At 70.0% G+C, this 17,336-nt stretch carries 12 protein-coding genes; 6 read left to right on the top strand and 6 right to left on the bottom strand.

From position 1 onward, the window contains the following. The first annotated feature begins 242 nt into the window (after positions 1–242). Positions 243–548, top strand: a complete 306-nt coding sequence (locus tag ACFYW9_RS27270) for a ferredoxin (protein WP_351863989.1) — start codon at positions 243–245, stop codon at positions 546–548. Positions 549–646: 98 nt separating this feature from the next. On the opposite strand, the gene ACFYW9_RS27265 is transcribed toward ACFYW9_RS27270, so the two are convergent. From ACFYW9_RS27265 to ACFYW9_RS27255, 3 genes are all read right to left on the bottom strand, one after another. After that, positions 647–1,231 carry a hypothetical protein gene (locus ACFYW9_RS27265; protein WP_389155425.1) on the bottom strand — a complete coding sequence of 195 codons (585 nt, stop codon included), beginning with the start codon at positions 1,229–1,231 and terminating at the stop codon, positions 647–649. 784 nt (positions 1,232–2,015) lie between these two features. Continuing rightward, on the bottom strand, positions 2,016–2,918 hold the full coding sequence (locus ACFYW9_RS27260) for a tRNA (adenine-N1)-methyltransferase (RefSeq protein WP_326788764.1): 903 nt from the start codon (positions 2,916–2,918) through the stop codon (positions 2,016–2,018). A 41-nt stretch (positions 2,919–2,959) separates the two neighbouring features. Next, entirely contained in the window at positions 2,960–4,693 is a 1,734-nt protein-coding gene (locus ACFYW9_RS27255; RefSeq protein ID WP_389155422.1) for a site-2 protease family protein, read from the bottom strand. A gap of 176 nt (positions 4,694–4,869) precedes the next feature. Here ACFYW9_RS27255 and ACFYW9_RS27250 point away from each other — a divergent pair, with 176 nt between their 5' ends. Together ACFYW9_RS27250 and ACFYW9_RS27245 are read left to right on the top strand one after the other, a co-directional pair. Beyond that, entirely contained in the window at positions 4,870–5,781 is a 912-nt protein-coding gene (locus ACFYW9_RS27250; protein WP_389155419.1) for a RecB family exonuclease, read from the top strand. 38 nt (positions 5,782–5,819) lie between these two features. Then, the gene (locus ACFYW9_RS27245; protein WP_037628456.1) at positions 5,820–6,491 is read left to right on the top strand and encodes a response regulator transcription factor; all 672 of its coding nucleotides are present in this window, start codon (positions 5,820–5,822) and stop codon (positions 6,489–6,491) included. Between the two features lie 269 nt (positions 6,492–6,760). Here ACFYW9_RS27245 and ACFYW9_RS27240 read toward each other — a convergent pair whose 3' ends face one another. The 3 genes from ACFYW9_RS27240 to metH form a co-directional block, all read right to left on the bottom strand. Next, positions 6,761–8,365, bottom strand: coding sequence for an ABC transporter substrate-binding protein (locus tag ACFYW9_RS27240; RefSeq protein WP_389155415.1), 1,605 nt, complete (start codon positions 8,363–8,365; stop codon positions 6,761–6,763). 464 nt (positions 8,366–8,829) lie between these two features. Further along, complete coding sequence (locus tag ACFYW9_RS27235; protein WP_351864001.1) at positions 8,830–9,531, bottom strand: HAD family phosphatase; 702 nt, start codon at positions 9,529–9,531, stop codon at positions 8,830–8,832. Between the two features lie 139 nt (positions 9,532–9,670). Further along, the gene (gene metH / locus ACFYW9_RS27230) at positions 9,671–13,198 is read right to left on the bottom strand and encodes a methionine synthase (RefSeq protein ID WP_389155410.1); all 3,528 of its coding nucleotides are present in this window, start codon (positions 13,196–13,198) and stop codon (positions 9,671–9,673) included. A gap of 267 nt (positions 13,199–13,465) precedes the next feature. Here metH and ACFYW9_RS27225 point away from each other — a divergent pair, with 267 nt between their 5' ends. The 3 genes from ACFYW9_RS27225 to glpK all read left to right on the top strand — a co-directional run bounded on the left by ACFYW9_RS27225 (position 13,466) and on the right by glpK (position 17,328). Next, complete coding sequence (locus ACFYW9_RS27225) at positions 13,466–14,230, top strand: IclR family transcriptional regulator (RefSeq protein ID WP_351864006.1); 765 nt, start codon at positions 13,466–13,468, stop codon at positions 14,228–14,230. 655 nt (positions 14,231–14,885) lie between these two features. After that, positions 14,886–15,674, top strand: coding sequence for an MIP/aquaporin family protein (locus tag ACFYW9_RS27220; RefSeq protein WP_389155406.1), 789 nt, complete (start codon positions 14,886–14,888; stop codon positions 15,672–15,674). 115 nt (positions 15,675–15,789) lie between these two features. Continuing rightward, entirely contained in the window at positions 15,790–17,328 is a 1,539-nt protein-coding gene (gene glpK / locus ACFYW9_RS27215) for a glycerol kinase GlpK (RefSeq protein WP_351864012.1), read from the top strand. Positions 17,329–17,336 lie beyond the last annotated feature (8 nt).

Genomic DNA, 17,336 nt, shown 5'->3' with positions numbered 1-17,336 from the left:
CCTCCAAGGGGAGCTGGACGCTTCCAGACCCTACCTGGGTGGGTGTCGATTGAAACCCCTAGATCACAAAGACTGTCGGGGTGTGTCCGATCTTCACCCTTGCGCTCTCCCTCACGCCAGGGGAATACCCACCGAACATGATTGGGAAGCGGGCAGAGGTAGGGTCGAAGTGTTCAACACCCGTCAGAGCTGGCCCGATTCCCCAGTCTTCGGTCCGCTCGACGCAGAAAACGGCAGGAGAAATGACCGTGCAGCAGGAGGCCGGAGTCGACGGCGAGGCGCTTGAGGTCTGGATCGACCAGGATCTCTGTACCGGCGACGGGATCTGTGTCCAGTACGCGCCCGAGGTCTTTGAGCTGGACATTGACGGCCTGGCCTATGTGAAGAGCGCCGATGACGAGCTTCTGCAGGCCGTGGGGGCCACAACGCCCGTGCCCCTGCCGCTTCTGCGCGACGTGGCGGACTCGGCGAAGGAGTGTCCGGGGGACTGCATCCATGTCCGTCGCGTTTCGGACAAGGTCGAGATCTTCGGTCCGGACGCGGAGTGACCGTTCGGGCACCCCGCGTCATCGTGTGACCGGTTCCTCACACCCTCCGCGTCGCGGAGGGTGTTGTCTTTTGTTCGGGTGTTGCGCCGGGGGCGCGCTCAGGCACCGCGCGCTTCGGACGGTGTCGAGCGGATGAACGCGCCGTTCTTCCACTGCCACTTGGCGTTCTGCCTCAGGTCGGGGCAGCAACTCGGTACGTCGGCCGAGGAGTAGCCGAGGAGCGTGGCGGTGACGTCTCCGTCGCTGACCGCGAAGTCCGTGACGCTGAGCCGGTCCTTGGGATCGATCAGGGTCGCGACGACCCGGGGCCGCTGCGCTCCCTCGGCCTGGGTGAGGACGTAGACGCCGCTGGGCGGGGTGCCCGAGCCGGCGTCGCAGCGGACGACGGCCACGGTCTCCGGGCGGCCGTCGCCGTCCAGGTCTCCGGAGGCCTTCTTCTCGACGAGGACCTTGACGGGTCCGCAGACGATCGGGAAGTCGACGCCGGTGGGGTCGGGGGCTGCCGCCGGGGCCGCCGGTGCCGTCGCCGCGCTGGGGCCCGCGCCGGGCTGGGCCGCCCTCGCCGGATCGGGCTGGACGAGGGAGGACAGCGCCACGACTCCGGCGACGGCGGTGGCCGTGGCGACCCACTGGATGGGGCTGGTCTGTGTGTGTGCCAGTTCCGGGACAACGGATTGCTGCACTTGGGGTTTCTCCCGCGAGGGCTGTGCCGGTGGGGTGGGTGTCCCGCATGGTGCCACACGTCACAGGCTGGTGGAACGGCGGGGTCCGGACTTGTGAGGCGTTCCGGCGCGGTCTTCGGCGGGGACTCCGTACGGCTCCGGCCGAGGCGTCGGGAGGGGTCCGGAGGAGTGCGCCGCCCGCCGGGTCCCGGCGGGCCGTGGCGCTGCGGTCGCGGGCATGGCGGGCCGGACGGGGCTCGGGGGTGATTCGGTCCGGGGACGCGTGGGTGAGGGGCGTGTACGGGGCTGCCCGTCGGCGGCGTCGGCCGCCCACGGGCAGCGGGCCGGCTGCGACTGGGGGCCTGCGGCGGACTGCGAGCCGGCGGTGCCGCTCAGGCCCGCTGCCCGGCCGGAGACAGTGCCTGAGGAGCCCCGGCGTCGCTCCGCCGCGGCCCTGTGGCAGGTGCGTGCCGCGGGCATTCCGGAAGGCATTCCGGTAAGCCTGTCGGCGTGCTCCGCGGGCACCCCGGCCCCCGGTCCGCCGGCGGACCGCCGGGCTCTCGCCCGGCGCACCTGGTCGCCTCCTGGCCGGCCTCGCCCGCGGACCTCACGACCCGTCGGCCGCCTTGTGAACGGCCTTGCGAACGGTCCGTCGGCCGGGCTCGGGAGGCCGGTCGTCTCGGCTTCCCGGGTCCGTCCACCGGTTCCTGGTGGCGGGTCAGCCGGTGTGTCAACGCAGAAGCACTGTGGCCGAGTTCCCGGAGGGTTCCGGGAACTCGGCCACAGGCGTGGTGCGTTGGGTACGTCAGCGGGCGGCGCCGCCGTCGGCGTTCGGGCCGGAGTAGTCCTCGCCGTAGGCGCCCTTGGCGGGGCGGCGGCGGCGCATGGGCGGCTCGACGCCGTCCGCGAGGCGGCGGGCGGTCAGCAGGAAGCCGGTGTGGCCGATCATGCGGTGGTCCGGGCGGACGGCCAGGCCCTCGATGTGCCAGTTGCGGATCATCGATTCCCAGGCGGTCGGCTCGTTGAAGCAGCCGATCTCGCGGATGGATTCAACGGTCCGGGCGAGCTGGGTGGTCGTCGCCACGTAGCAGCAGAGGATGCCGCCGGGGACGAGTGCCTTGGAGACGGCCTCCAGGCACTCCCAGGGAGCGAGCATGTCGAGGATGACCCGGTCGACGTCGGCGTCGCTCAGGTTGTCCTGGAGGTCGCCGACGGTGAGCTGCCAGGCGGGGTGGGGTCCGCCGAAGTAGCGCTCCACGTTCTGCTGGGCGATCTCGGCGAAGTCCTCGCGGCGCTCGTAGGAGTGCAGCATGCCCTGGTCACCGATGGCGCGCAGCAGGAAGCTGCTCAGCGAGCCGGAGCCGACTCCCGCTTCCACGACGCGGGCGCCGGGGAAGATGTCGGCGAAGGCCAGGATCTGCCCCGCGTCCTTGGGGTAGACCACGGCGGCGCCGCGGGGCATGGACAGGACGTAGTCGGGGAGCAGGGGGCGCAGCGCGAGATAGGCGACGTTTCCCGTGGTGCGGACAACGCTGCCCTCGGGAGCGCCGATCAGCTCGTCGTGGGGGAAGGAACCCTTGTGGGTGTGGAAGTTCTTCCCGGCCTCGAGCGTGAACGTGTAGTGGCGGCCCTTGGGGTCGGTCAGCTGAACCTGGTCCCCGACCTTGAAGGGCCCGCGCCTGCGGGCGGCACCGGTCGGTTCGGACATGTGAACAGCCTACCGGTCCCCGACGGGGCCGCCGACCACGGTCAGGAGGGGCGGGCCATGGCTTTGACGAAGGCGCGTTCCACGTCGGCGGCGGACAGGACGCCGTAGATCTCGCCGGAGTCCTCGACGACGAGGTATTCGGTGGCGGGGCTGGCGCGCAGGACGTCGAGGAGGTCCTCTCCGGCGAGTTCGGCGGAGACCCGCATGCCGTCGGTGAGGTCCTGGGCGAGGCCGCTGACGGCGACCCAGGGGCGGCGGTGTTCGGGGACGCCGACGATGGCGGCTTCGCGGACCAGGGAGAGGGGTTCGCCGTCGGCGTCGACGACGACGAGTGCGCGGGCGCCGACGTCGTTGGCGCGGCGCAGTGCCTCGGAGAGGGGGGTGGTGGTCTCGACGGGGACGGCGCGGCGGGTGAGGGAGCGGGCGCGCAGTTCCGGCAGGTGTTCGCGCAGGCGGGCCACGCGGAGGCTGTTGCCGGCGCCGGTCCAGATGATGGCCGCGAGGATGGCGGCGAGGAGGGCGTCGGTGATGGTGTCCATGCTGCCGGCGTTCTCGGGGGCGGCGCCGAGTGCCGAGGACTGGGTGAGCAGGGGCAGGCCGATGAGAACGGAGACGGCGAGGGCGCGGCCGACCCAGGCCGCGGCGACGGTGCCGCTCATGGCTCTGCCGGTGATCTTCCAGACGACGGCGCGGAGCATGCGGCCGCCGTCGAGGGGGAGGCCGGGGAGGAGGTTGAAGGCGGCCACGATGAGGTTGGAGATCATCAGGCCGGCGAGCAGGACGCCGGGGACGGTGCCGGGCTCGACGGGCAGCGTGGCGAGGTAGAAGAGGCCGGACAGGACGAGGGAGAGGAGGGGGCCGACGAAGGCGAGCACGAATTCGCGGCCGGGGGTCTCGGCTTCCTTCTCGATCTCGGAGACGCCGCCGAAGAACTGGAGCTGGATGCGGCGGACCGGGAGTTTGAAGCGGAGGGCGGCGACGGTGTGGGCGAGTTCGTGGACGAGTACGGAGGCGTAGAAGGCGACGGCGAAGAAGAGGGAGACGAGGTAGCGGGCTGCGCCGAGGTCGGGCAGGACGCGGTCGAGCTGGCCGCCGAAGACCCAGGTGATCAGGGCGGCTACGAGGAACCAGCTGGGTGCGACGTAGACGGGTACGCCGAAGGGCCGGCCCATGAGGAGTCCGCCGCCGGGTTCCTTGGGACGGCGTGGGGGGCGTCCTTTGGTGGTGCCGGTGCGGCGGGCGCCGGTGGGTCCGTCGTGGTCCTGGCCCTGGATCTGGCCGTAGGCCGGCTGGGAGGGCTCGGAGGGATCGGAGGGCTGGGAGGGATCGCCGTGGGCTGCGATCTCCTCGGTGCGCTCGGTGGAGGCGGGTGCCTTCGCCAGGGGGTCGCGGGCCGGTTCGGGGCGGTCCTCGGTCTCGGGTGCGGGCGTCGCCTCGGGTCCGGACGTCGCCTCGGGTGTGGGCCGGCCGCGATCCGCGGAGTTGTCGTGGGGGCCGGTCTCCGGCTGGTCGGGGGCCTCGTCGCCCGGGCGGGGGGCGTCCTCGGACCGTGCGGCGGGCTCGCTCGCGGCCCGGGTGCCGGTGTCCGCGCCGGACCGCGTCCGGGTCCGGGAGTCGTGATCGGGGGCCGTGGGGTCCGGCCCGGTGGCCTCGGGCGCTGCCGGTCCGGGGTGCGCGCCGGAGGCCGGACCGGTGGAGGCCGAGGGCCTCCCGTGGCGCTCGGTCGCCTCGCCGGTGCCGGACCGCGGCTGCCCGCTCCCGCCGCTCTCGTCCACGATGTCCCCTCGTTCGAAGCGTCCCCCGCCCCCAGGTTCATGCGGAGCGGGAGGGTCTGGGTCGATGGTATGCGGCCGTCGCGGTGCGTTCCGCCCCGGCACCCCTTCTGTTTTGCGTGCCGTCGTGCCCGCCGGGACCGGTTCACTGTCGGTGGCGGGCCGTATGGTCTGTTGTCATGGAAACCAGCACCGAGGGCGCCGTGCCCGAAGAAGCGGCCGTGACCGGCGGGGTCGTCGCCGGCGCTCCGGCTCCCGCGGTGGCGCGCGCGCCCGCCTCGCTGTCGCCCTCGCGTGCCAGTGACTTCATGCAGTGTCCGCTGCTGTACCGGTTCCGGGTGATCGACAAGCTGCCGGAGAAGCCGAGTGAGGCGGCGACCAGGGGGACGCTGGTGCACTCGGTCCTGGAGCGGCTGTTCGACGCGCCGGCCGCGGACCGGACGGCACCGCGTGCCAAGTCGTTGATCCCCGCGCAGTGGGACCGTCTGCGGGAGACGAAGCCGGAGGTCGCGGAGCTGTTCGCGGACGATCCGGAGGGCGAGCGGCTGGCGCGCTGGCTGTCCGAGGCGGAGCGGCTGGTGGAGCGCTGGTTCACGCTGGAGGACCCGACGCGGCTGGAGCCGGCCGAGCGGGAGCTGTTCGTGGAGGCGCGGCTGGATTCCGGGCTGACGTTGCGCGGGATCATCGACCGGGTCGATGTGGCGCCGTCGGGCGAGGTCCGGATCGTGGACTACAAGACGGGGAAGGCGCCGCGGCCCGAGTACGCCGAGGGCGCTCTGTTCCAGATGAAGTTCTACGCGCTGGTGGTGTGGCGGCTGAAGCGGGTGGTTCCGCGCCGTCTTCAGCTGGTCTATCTGGGCAGCGGTGACGTGGTGACGTACGACCCCGAGATCGGGGATCTTGAGCGGGTCGAGCGCAAGCTGCTCGCGCTGTGGGACGCGATCCGGGAGGCGACGGAGACGGGTGAGTGGCGTCCGCGTCCCACGAAGCTCTGCGGCTGGTGTGATCACCAGGCGGTGTGTCCGGAATTCGGTGGTACTCCCCCGGTGTATCCGCTCCCGGTCAGGGCGCCCGGGTCGGGCACCGGGTAGCAGGGCAGAATGGGGCCGGACTAGCGAAGGAGACTTACGTGGCCATCCGCGTCCTACTGGTCGACGACCAGCCGCTGCTGCGCACCGGCTTCCGGATGATTCTGGAGGCGGAGCCGGATCTCGCGGTCGTCGGCGAGGCCGGTGACGGTCTCCAGGCACTCGATCAGGTTCGTGCCCTGCAGCCCGATGTGGTTCTGATGGACATCCGTATGCCGCGGATGGACGGTGTGGAGGCGACGCGGCAGATCACCGGCCCGGGCCGGGACGGTCCGGCGAAGGTTCTGGTGCTGACGACGTTCGACCTCGACGAGTACGTGGTGGAGGCGCTTCGGGCGGGTGCCAGCGGTTTCCTCCTCAAGGACGCGCCGGCCAATGAGCTGGTGCAGGCGATCCGGGTGGTCGCGGCGGGCGAGGCGATGCTCGCGCCGAGCATCACGCGTCGGCTGCTGGACAAGTACGCGGGGCATCTGCCGTCCGGGGACGAGCCGGTTCCGGACACGTTGCACACGCTGACCGACCGTGAGGTCGAGGTGCTGAAGCTGGTGGCGCGCGGTCTGTCGAACGCGGAGATCGCGGCCGATCTGTTCGTCAGCGAGACGACGGTCAAGACGCATGTGGGGCATGTCCTGACGAAGCTGGGGCTGCGCGACCGGGTGCAGGCCGCGGTGTACGCGTACGAGAGCGGGCTGGTGCGTCCCGGGGCGCAGTAGCGCCGGGCGGTACCGGTCTGTCCGAGGCAGCGCGAAGGGCGCCCGTTCCCCTGGGAACGGGCGCCCTTCGCGTGGGACGGTCGGGTGCGGCGCCCGGCGGGGCCTCGGAGGGTCCCGCGCTGTGCCCGCGGGGTGTGCCACGACGTGGACACCGGCACGTGCCACGGCATGGGTACGGGCACGTTCCGCGTCCTTGAAGCCGAAAGACCCGGGACCGTCGGGTCCCGGGTCGGGCCCGGGGCTTCACAGCCCCGGGTCGGATACTTGGGTCACTCGCTGACGCCGCGGCTCAGCTCCCACAGCTGGAGGGTGGAGGAGGAGTTGAGCGCCCACTCCGAGCCCGTGATGTCGTCACGCGCGGCGATGTACTGCTTGCCCTGCCAGAGCGGGATGATGGGGACATCGTCGGCCACGATGTTCTGGATCTCGGTGAGGCTCTTGGACGCGGTGAGGCGGTCGGCCTCGCGGCGGGAGTCCGGGATCAGGTTGTTGTTGATCTTGCTGTTCACGTACGGCGAGCCGAGGAAGTTGTCCTTGTCGAGGAACGGCGCCAGGTAGTTGTCGGCGTCGGGGAAGTCGGGGAACCAACCCATGCCGTAGACGTCGTAGGCGCCCTTCTGCTCGGCCGGGCGGAACTTGGCCCAGGGCGTGCCCTTGATGTCGACGTCGAAGAGGCGGCTCTTGTTGAGCTGGTCCCTCAGGACCTCGAACTCCTGCTCGGTGACCGCACCGTAGTGGTCGGTCGTGTAGTGCAGGGTCATCTTGACCGGGGTGGTGATGCCGGCCTTGGCGAGCAGCGTCTGGGCCCTGCTGACGCTCGGGTCGCCGTACTTGTTGAAGAAGGCGTTGGCGTGGCCCGTGATGGTCGCCGGGACGAGCGAGTAGAGCGGCTCGGCCTGGGAACCGTAGACCTTGGAGACGAGCTCGCCGCGGTTGATCACCTGGGCCATGGCCTGGCGGACGGCCGCCGACTTCACCGACGTGGCGTTGGTGTTGAAGGCCAGGTAGCGGATCTCGAGGCCGGGCATCTCGTTCAGGTTGACGTTGCCACCCGAAGCGTTGTCCAGCTTGTTGATCTGGTCCGGCGTCATCGAGCGCGTCATCAGGTCGATGTCGCCCTTTTCGAGGGCCGCTCCCATGGTGTCGGCGTCCGCGAAGGAGCGCATCTCGACCTGGGAGTTCTTGACCTTCAGCTGACCCTTGTAACGGGAGTTCTTCGTGAAGACGGCCTTGGTGACGGTGTCGTCGCTGGACTCGATCTTCACGCTGTACGGACCGGAGCCGTCCACGGAGAAGCCGTCGCGCAGCTTGTCCTTCTCGTAGTCGTTCGGGTTCACGATGCCGGCGACCGGGGTCGACAGCTTGAACGGGAAGGTCGCGTCGGCGATCTTGAGGTGGAAGATCACCTCGCGGTCGCCGCGGGTCTCGACGGTGTCGATGGTGGACAGCAGGCCGGCCACACCACTGTCGGCCTTGATGGCCCGCGCACGGTCGATCGAGTACTTGACGTCCTTCGCGGTGATCGAGTCACCGTTGGAGAACTCCAGGCCCTCACGCAGGGTGCACGAGTAGCGCTCGTTCCCGCTGTCGGTGAACCCGCACTTCTCGGCCGCCTCGGGCTGGGGCTCGCCGTCACCACGCGGCTGGACCATCAGCGTCTGCACGGTCTGGCGCAGGACGTTCCAGGTGCCGACGTCGTACGCGTACGCCGGGTCGAACGGTGCCGGAGCTTCCTTCGACGCGGTGAACTGGTCCGTGGTACCAACAACGATGGCATCGCCGCTGTCGCCCCCGCTGGCGGACCCGCCGCACGCGGCGAGCACTGGGGCGAGCAGGCCGACCACGGCCGGCATCACCAAAGTCTTGCGGTTCATGCTCGTGTTTCTCCAGAGCTGTAGGTTCCGCGAACCGGCATGCAGGGGTGGCGCGGCGGGTCACGGGGTTACGGCGATGTTCTCGCGATGACATTAGTCCGCACCACAGGGTCGGCAATCCGATGCGGGAGCCGTCTTCCGCTCACGCTGCGAAACGGGGCGTGGACGCACCGATAACCCGACACGGGAAGGATTAGTGCAGGGTTTCATCAATCGGGACACAAGGGCACGTCGCGGCCTCGCGAAAGGGCGGTGCGGGCACAAGCCGGTCCCGCTGTCGACCCTCCGTCACGTGGCGAACATCACACAGTAAAATTGATTGAAGCTTCCGGAATTGGTCGTTCCGCCCCGATATGCATTCCACCGGGCCCTCGCCCGCGGTTATCACACGGAACGGCCGAACCCTTTCCGCGCATTCGGTTCGGCACGCTGCGTGATGAAAGCGGCGACGCTCGGTGATCGCGTCAGTGCGCTTTTGTCATCAGACGGTGCAGAAAGGGCAGGTCGACCTCTTCGAGGGAATTCACGACGGTGCGACGGGCGGCCGGGGCGATGGGCGCGACCGAGGGCACCGCGATCACCTGGCAGCCCGCGGCCTCGGCGGAGGCGACACCGGTCGAGGTGTCCTCGATGACGGCGCAGCGCCCCGGTTCGGCGTCGAGCCGGGCGGCCGCGAGGAGGTACGGGTCGGGGAACGGCTTGGTCCGCTCCACCTCGTCGCCCGCGACGGTCAGGTGGAAGAAGTGCGAGCCGATCACGCCCAGGACGCGGTCGATGATCCGCCGGTGCGAGGCGGAGACGAGCGCGGTGGGGATCTCGTGCGCCGCGAGTTCGGCGAGCAGCCGGGCGGCGCCCGGCATCAGCGGCAGGGAGTGGCCGATGCGCTCCTCGAAACCGTCGTTGAGCAGCACGGACAGTTCGGGCAGCGTGATGTCGGCGCCGGTGGCCTCGATGAGGAAACCCGCGCTGCGGGTCATCGGGCCGCCGACCACCACATGGCGCCAGGAGTCGTCCAGCGCGTGTCCGAGGGCCGCGAAGACCGCGACCTCCACGTCCCACCAGAAGCCCTCGGTGTCCACCAGGGTTCCGTCCATGTCGAGGAGCACGGCCTGCAGGGCTGAGCCTTCGGCCGTACGGATTCCGAGCGCGGGGACCGTACTGGTCATCCTGGCGCACCTCCTTGAGGGACGACCAGGCCGGTCGCTCCCTGGAGCGCCAGGGGACAACCGGCCTGCGATGGACCGATAAGTGTACGACTTATCCGATCAGCGTGCGCCGCGGCGCGTGGCGCGGCGCGTCGGGACCTCACCGTGCGTTGAAGTACTTGGCCTCGGGGTGGTGGATCACGATGGCGTCGGTGGACTGTTCGGGGTGGAGCTGGAACTCCTCGGAGAGGTGGACGCCGATGCGCTCGGGTTCCAGGAGCTGCGCGATCTTGGCGCGGTCCTCCAGGTTCGGGCAGGCGCCGTAGCCGAGGGAGAAGCGGGCCCCTCGGTACTTGAGGGAGAACATGTCGGCGATCTCGGAGGGGTCCTCCCCCGCGAAGCCGAGCTCGGAGCGCACGCGGGCGTGCCAGTACTCGGCGAGGGCTTCGGCGAGCTGCACGGACAGGCCGTGCAGCTCGAGGTAGTCGCGGTAGGCGTTGGCCTCGAAGAGCTTGGCGGTCTCCTCACCGATCCGGGAGCCGACGGTGACGACCTGGAGGCCGACCACGTCGGTCTCCCCCGACTCCTCGGGGCGGAAGAAGTCGGCGAGGCACAGCCGGCGGCCGCGGCTCTGGCGGGGGAAGGTGAAGCGGGTCCGCTCGTTGCCCTGGTCGTCGAGGATGATCAGGTCGTCGTCCTTGGAGACGCAGGGGAAGTAGCCGTAGACCACGGCGGCTTCCAGCAGGTTGTCCCGCTGGAGGCGGTCGAGCAGACCGCGCAGTCGCGGCCGGCCCTCGGTCTCGACGAGTTCCTCGTAGGTCGGGCCGTCGCCGGCGCGGGCCTGCTTGAGGCCCCACTGGCCCTTGAAGAGGGCGCCCTCGTCCAGCCAGGAGGCGTACTCCTTGAGCTGGATGCCCTTGATCACGCGGGTGCCGGTGAAGGGGGCCTTGGGGACGGGGTTGTCGGTGGAGATGTCGGAGCGGACGTGTCCCTCCTGCGGGCGCTCCTCGATCTCGGCGGACGCGGTGGCCCGCACCCGGCGCTGCTTGAGTTCGGGCAGGACCGCGCCGGGCACTCCGCGCTTGACGCCGATCAGGGCGTCCATGAGGCGCAGGCCCTCGAAGGCGTCGCGGGCGTAGCGGACCTCGCCCTGGTAGATCTCGTGGAGGTCCTGTTCGACGTAGGCGCGGGTCAGGGCGGCGCCGCCGAGGATGACGGGGTAGTCGGCGGACAGGCCCCGCTGGTTCAGCTCCTCCAGGTTCTCCTTCATGATCACCGTGGACTTGACCAGGAGCCCGGACATGCCGATGACGTCGGCCCTGTGCTCCTGGGCGGCGTCCAGGATCGCGGAGACCGGCTGCTTGATGCCGAGGTTGACGACGTTGTAGCCGTTGTTGGACAGGATGATGTCGACGAGGTTCTTGCCGATGTCGTGGACGTCGCCGCGCACGGTGGCCAGCACGATGGTGCCCTTGCCCTCCGCGTCCGACTTCTCCATGTGGGGTTCGAGGTAGGCGACGGCCGTCTTCATGACCTCGGCGGACTGGAGCACGAAGGGCAGCTGCATCTGGCCGGAGCCGAAGAGTTCACCGACGACCTTCATGCCGTCGAGCAGGGTCTCGTTGACGATGTCGAGGGCGGGGCGGTCCTGGAGGGCCTCGGCGAGGTCGGTCTCCAGGCCGTTCTTCTCGCCGTCGATGATCCGCCGCTTGAGGCGTTCGTCCAGCGGCAGCGCGGCCAGTTCCTCGGCCTTGCCCGCCTTCAGGGACTTGGTGGTGGCGCCCTCGAACAGTGCCATGAGCTTCTGCAGCGGGTCGTAGCCCTCGGCGCGCCGGTCATGGATGAGGTCGAGGGCCGTGGTGACCTCTTCCTCGGTGAAGCGGGCGATCGGAAGGATCTTGGAGGCGTGCACGATCGCCGAGTCCAGGCCCGCCTTGACGCATTCGTCGAGGAAGACGGAGTTGAGCAGGATGCGGGCGGCCGGGTTGAGGCCGAAGGAGATGTTGGACAGGCCGAGGGTGGTCTGCACGTCGGGGCGGCGGCGCTTGAGCTCGCGGATCGCCTCGATCGTCGCGATGCCGTCCCCCCGGGACTCCTCCTGGCCGGTACAGATCGTGAAGGTCAGGGTGTCGATGAGGATGTCGGACTCGTGGATGCCCCAGTTGCCCGTGAGGTCGTCGATGAGCCGTTCGGCAATGGCGACCTTGGTCTCGACGGTGCGGGCCTGGCCCTCCTCGTCGATGGTCAGCGCGATCAGCGCGGCGCCGTGTTCCTGGGCCAGCCGGGTGACCTTCGCGAACCGGGACTCGGGTCCGTCGCCGTCCTCGTAGTTGACGGAGTTGAGGACCGCGCGTCCGCCGAGGCGCTCGAGGCCCGCGCGCAGGACCTCGACCTCGGTGGAGTCGAGCACGATCGGCAGGGTGGAGGCGGTGGCGAAGCGGCCGGCCAGTTCGTCCATGTCGGCGACTCCGTCGCGGCCGACGTAGTCGACGCACAGGTCGAGCATGTGGGCGCCCTCGCGGATCTGGTCGCGGGCCATCTCCACACAGTCGTCCCAGCGGGCCTCCAGCATCGCCTCGCGGAACTTCTTCGAGCCGTTGGCGTTGGTGCGCTCACCGATCGCCATGTAGGCGGTGTCCTGACGGAACGGGACCGTCTGGTAGAGCGAGGCGGCACCGGGCTCGGGCTGCGGGCTGCGCCCGGGGGGCGTGAGGCCGTTCACCCGCTCCACCACCTGGCGCAGGTGCTCGGGTGTCGTACCGCAGCAGCCGCCGATCAGGGAGAGGCCGTAGTCCCGTACGAAGTTCTCCTGGGCGTCGGCCAGTCCCTCGGCGTCGAGCGGGAAGTGGGCGCCGTTCTTCGTCAGGACCGGCAGGCCGGCGTTCGGCATGCACAGCAGGGGGATGCGGGAGTGCCGGGTGAGGTAGCGCAGGTGCTCGCTCATCTCGGCGGGGCCGGTCGAGCAGTTCAGGCCGATCATGTCGATGCCGAGCGGTTCCAGCGCGGTCAGCGCGGCGCCGATCTCGGAGCCGAGCAGCATGGTGCCGGTGGTCTCGAAGGCCATCGAGACCAGGAGGGGGACCTCGGTGCCGAGGGCTTCCATGGCGCGGCGGGCGCCGAGGACGGAGGACTTCGTCTGCAGCAGGTCCTGGGTGGTCTCGACGATCAGCGCGTCGGCGCCGCCGGCGAGCAGACCCTCGGCGTTGGCCTGGAAGCCGTCGCGCAGGGTGCCGTAGGAGACGTGACCGAGCGTCGGCAGCTTCGTGCCGGGGCCGATCGAGCCCAGCACCCAGCGCTGGCGGCCGTCGCGGGCGCCGAAGGAGTCGGCGACCTCACGGGCGATCCTGGCGCCGGCCTCGGAGAGTTCGTGGACGCGGTCCGCGATGTCGTACTCGGCCATGGCCGAGTGGTTCGCACCGAAGGTGTTCGTCTCCACGCAGTCGACGCCGACCTCGAAGTACGCCTCGTGGACGGAGCGCACGATGTCGGGGCGGGTGATGTTGAGGATCTCGTTGCAGCCTTCGAGGTTCTCGAAGTCCTCCAGCGTCGGGTCCTGCGCCTGAAGCATCGTGCCCATCGCGCCGTCGGCCACCACGACACGGGTGGCGAGCGCTTCTCGGAGTGCGTCGGTTCGCTTCCGGCCTTCGGAGAGACCGGACGAAAGGGACGGGTTCGGCAACGAGGCCATGAAGGTGCTCCCTGGAGTGCGACGGCTGTCGGCTTTGCGCTTCCCATGGAAGGCGCACGCCGTCAGGGTAGCCCGGAGCACCGGGGATGGGGCAGGCCGTCCACGGGGCGGACGGGCACGGCGCGGGTGACGGCTGCGTGGAGACGGACGGAACTCGGGGCGACCACGCCATTGGCGGGAGATCGGTGACGACCGGTAGTGTTCGACATTGCCGAACGGCAGCGGGTAGTCGCGCCGGCGGTCGAAGGGGACGGAGGCAGCACGGCGATGGCACGGAACATCCAGTCGCTCGAACGGGCAGCGGCGATGCTGCGGCTGCTCGCGGGCGGCGAGCGACAGCTCGGCCTGTCGGACATCGCCTCCTCGCTGAGCCTGGCCAAGGGTACGGCCCACGGCATCCTGCGCACCCTCCAGCAGGAGGGGTTCGTCGAGCAGGACACGGTCTCCGGGCGCTACCAACTGGGCGCCGAACTGCTGCGGCTGGGCACCACCTATCTCGACGTCCACGAACTGCGGGCGCGCGCCCTGGTGTGGACCGACGACCTGGCCCGCTCCAGCGGCGAGAGCGTCTACCTGGGCGTGCTGCACCAGCAGGGCGTCCTGATCGTGCACCACGTCTTCCGGCCGGACGACAGCCGGCAGGTCCTGGAGGTGGGGGCGATGCAGCCGCTGCACTCCACGGCCCTGGGCAAGGTGCTGTCGGCGTACGACCCGGTGGCGCACAGCGAGGTCCTGGAGGTCGAGCGCAAGGCGTTCACCCCGCGGACGATCAGCGAACTGGACGACTTCGAGGGCGTCCTCGACGTGACCCGCGCGCGGGGGTACGCGGACGACGTCGAGGAGACGTGGACGGGGGTCGCCTCGGTGGCCGCCCCGATCCACAACCGGCGCCGCATGCCGGTCGGCGCGGTGGGCATCACCGGGGCCGTGGAGCGGGTGTGCAAGGACGGCGAGCTGCGGCCGGAGCTGATCGCCGCGGTGCGCGACTGCGCCCGCGCGGTGTCGCGCGACCTGGGCGCCGGCCGGTTCTGACGCGAACGCCGTTCGCCGGGCCGTCCCGCCGTGCGCCGGCCGTCCCGCCGTCCGTGGGACGCCTGACGCCTGTCAGCCGCCACCTGCCACCGGGCGTTCGGCGCCCGGGCCCACCGTTCATCTGACGGCACGAACACTGTTCACCCGGCGGCCCTGACCGTATACACCCGCCCGCCGGGCGGTTTCGACACGTACGCCGTTCGCAGAACCGTTCCCGGACGCACACCGTCGCGGATGCCTTCCGCGCGCGCGTCGGCCTCGGCGTACGCCACTTGCGGTTCGCACTCGGCGAGGTCAGGGATTCACAGCGGCCGGGGCCGGGATTCACAGGGGCCGGGGCCGGGATTCACAGGGGGCCGAGGCCGGGAAGCGGAATGCTTCCCGGCCTTCTCCGTATGCCCTCGGACGTGCGGCGACGCACCGATAGCACACAGCAATCAATAACGATCGCGTTTTCGATAACCGAACCCTTGACGAGCCGACGAAGCGAGAGCAAGACTCCCGTCCATCGGTCGGCATTGTCGAACACCTACCGGCAATAGGCGTTAGGGTGTGGCAATGCCGGGGCCGACATCGCTCTCACTCCCCGAGAGCACGAACCACCGGTGGGACCCGGGGTTCGGCTTCCCCTGGACGAAGGACAAAGGAGTCGCGGGTGTCCAGCTCCGACATCTTCATCGGCGAGACCATAGGTACCGCCGTTCTCATCCTGCTCGGCGGTGGCGTGTGCGCCGCCGTCACGCTGAAGGCCTCCAAGGCGCGAGCCGCCGGATGGCTGGCCATCGCCTTCGGGTGGGGCTTCGCGGTCATGACCGCGGTCTACATCTCGGCGCCGCTCTCCGGAGCGCACCTCAACCCGGCCGTGACCCTCGCCCTCGCGATCAAGGACGACGACTACGGCAACCTCGCCACCTACTGGGGCGGACAGCTGCTCGGCGCCATGATCGGCGCGGCGCTGGTCTGGGTGGCCTACTACGGCCAGTTCCTCGCCCACCTCACCGACAGCGAGATCGTCGGCGGCTCCGACAAGCCGGCCGTGAAGGCCGTCGAGGCCGAGGAGGCGGCCGCGGGACCGGTGCTCGGCATCTTCTCCACCGGGCCCGAGATCCGTAACGCCGTGCAGAACCTCGCCACCGAGATCATCGGCACCGTGGTGCTGATCCTCGCGATCCTCACGCAGGGACTGAACAACAACGGCGACGGCCTGGGCGTCCTCGGCGCCCTGATCACCTCCTTCGTGGTGGTGGGCATCGGCCTCTCCCTCGGCGGCCCCACCGGCTACGCGATCAACCCGGCCCGTGACCTCGGTCCGCGCATCGTGCACGCCCTGCTCCCCCTGCCCAACAAGGGTGGTTCCGACTGGAGCTACGCCTGGATACCGGTCGTCGGCCCGCTCATCGGCGGCGCGATCGCAGCAGGCATATACAACGTCGCCTTCGCCTAGGAGCCCCGCTCCAGCACGCTTGGAAGCCGCGCCCCATGCACCATGAGCCGCACAGCACCGCTTTGAAGCACCGCGCCGTATACAGCCCCTCTCCCACGGACACCAGGAGCACACCGTGACCGACGCACACACCGCCGGCCCCTTCATCGCCGCCATCGACCAGGGCACCACCTCGTCGCGCTGCATCGTCTTCGACCGCGACGGACGCATCGTCTCCGTCGACCAGAAGGAGCACGAGCAGATCTTCCCGAAGCCGGGCTGGGTCGAGCACGACGCCACCGAGATCTGGACCAACGTCCAGGAGGTCGTCGCCGGAGCCATCTCGAAGGCCGGCATCACCCGTGACGACATCAAGGCCATCGGCATCACCAACCAGCGTGAGACCACGCTGCTCTGGGACAAGAACACCGGTGAGCCCGTCCACAACGCGCTCGTCTGGCAGGACACCCGCACCGACGCCCTGTGCCGGGAGCTCGGCCGCAACGTCGGCCAGGACCGCTTCCGCCGCGAGACCGGCCTGCCCCTCGCGTCGTACTTCGCCGGCCCCAAGGCCCGCTGGCTGCTCGACAACGTCGAGGGCCTGCGCGAGCGCGCCGAGGCCGGGGACATCCTCTTCGGCACCATGGACACCTGGGTCATCTGGAACCTGACCGGCGGCGTCGACGGCGGCAAGCACGTCACCGACGTCACCAACGCCTCCCGCACCATGCTGATGAACCTGCACACCCTGGCGTGGGACGAGAAGATCGCCGAGTCGATCGGCGTCCCGCTGGCGATGCTGCCCGAGATCCGCTCCTCCGCCGAGGTCTACGGCGACGTCACCGGCGGCCCGCTCGGCGAGCTGCTCGGCGGCATCCCGGTCGCCTCCGCGCTCGGCGACCAGCAGGCGGCCCTGTTCGGCCAGACCTGTTTCTCCCCCGGCGAGGCCAAGTCCACGTACGGCACCGGCACCTTCATGCTGATGAACACCGGCGACAAGATCATCAACTCCTACTCGGGCCTGCTGACCACCGTCGGCTACCGGATCGGCGAACAGGAGCCGGTCTACGCCCTGGAAGGCTCCATCGCCGTCACCGGGTCGCTGGTGCAGTGGATGCGCGACCAGATGGGCCTGATCCAGTCCGCCGCCGAGATCGAGACGCTCGCGTCCTCGGTCGAGGACAACGGCGGCGCCTACTTCGTGCCGGCCTTCTCCGGCCTGTTCGCCCCGTACTGGCGTCCCGACGCCCGCGGTGTGATCGCCGGCCTGACCCGGTACGTCACCAAGGCGCACATCGCGCGCGCCGTCCTGGAGGCCACCGCCTGGCAGACCCGTGAGATCAGCGACGCCATGACCAAGGACTCCGGCGTCGAGCTCACGGCGCTCAAGGTCGACGGCGGCATGACCTCCAACAACCTGCTGATGCAGACCCTGGCCGACGTCCTGGACGCTCCCGTGGTGCGCCCGATGGTCGCCGAGACCACCTGCCTCGGCGCCGCCTACGCCGCCGGTCTGGCCGTCGGCTTCTGGACCAACACCGAGGACCTGCGCGCCAACTGGCGCCGGGCCGCGGAATGGACCCCCAACATGGACGCGGACGTCCGCGACCGTGAGTACAAGAGCTGGCTCAAGGCCGTCGAGCGGACCATGGGCTGGATCGAAGACGAGAACTGACGAGGAGT

It is taken from the genome of Streptomyces sp. NPDC002698, assembly GCF_042888945.1.
Classification (GTDB): Bacteria; Actinomycetota; Actinomycetes; order Streptomycetales; family Streptomycetaceae; genus Streptomyces.
Note: the sequence above shows the minus strand (reverse complement) of the source record. Positions and strands in the feature narration are given on the sequence as shown.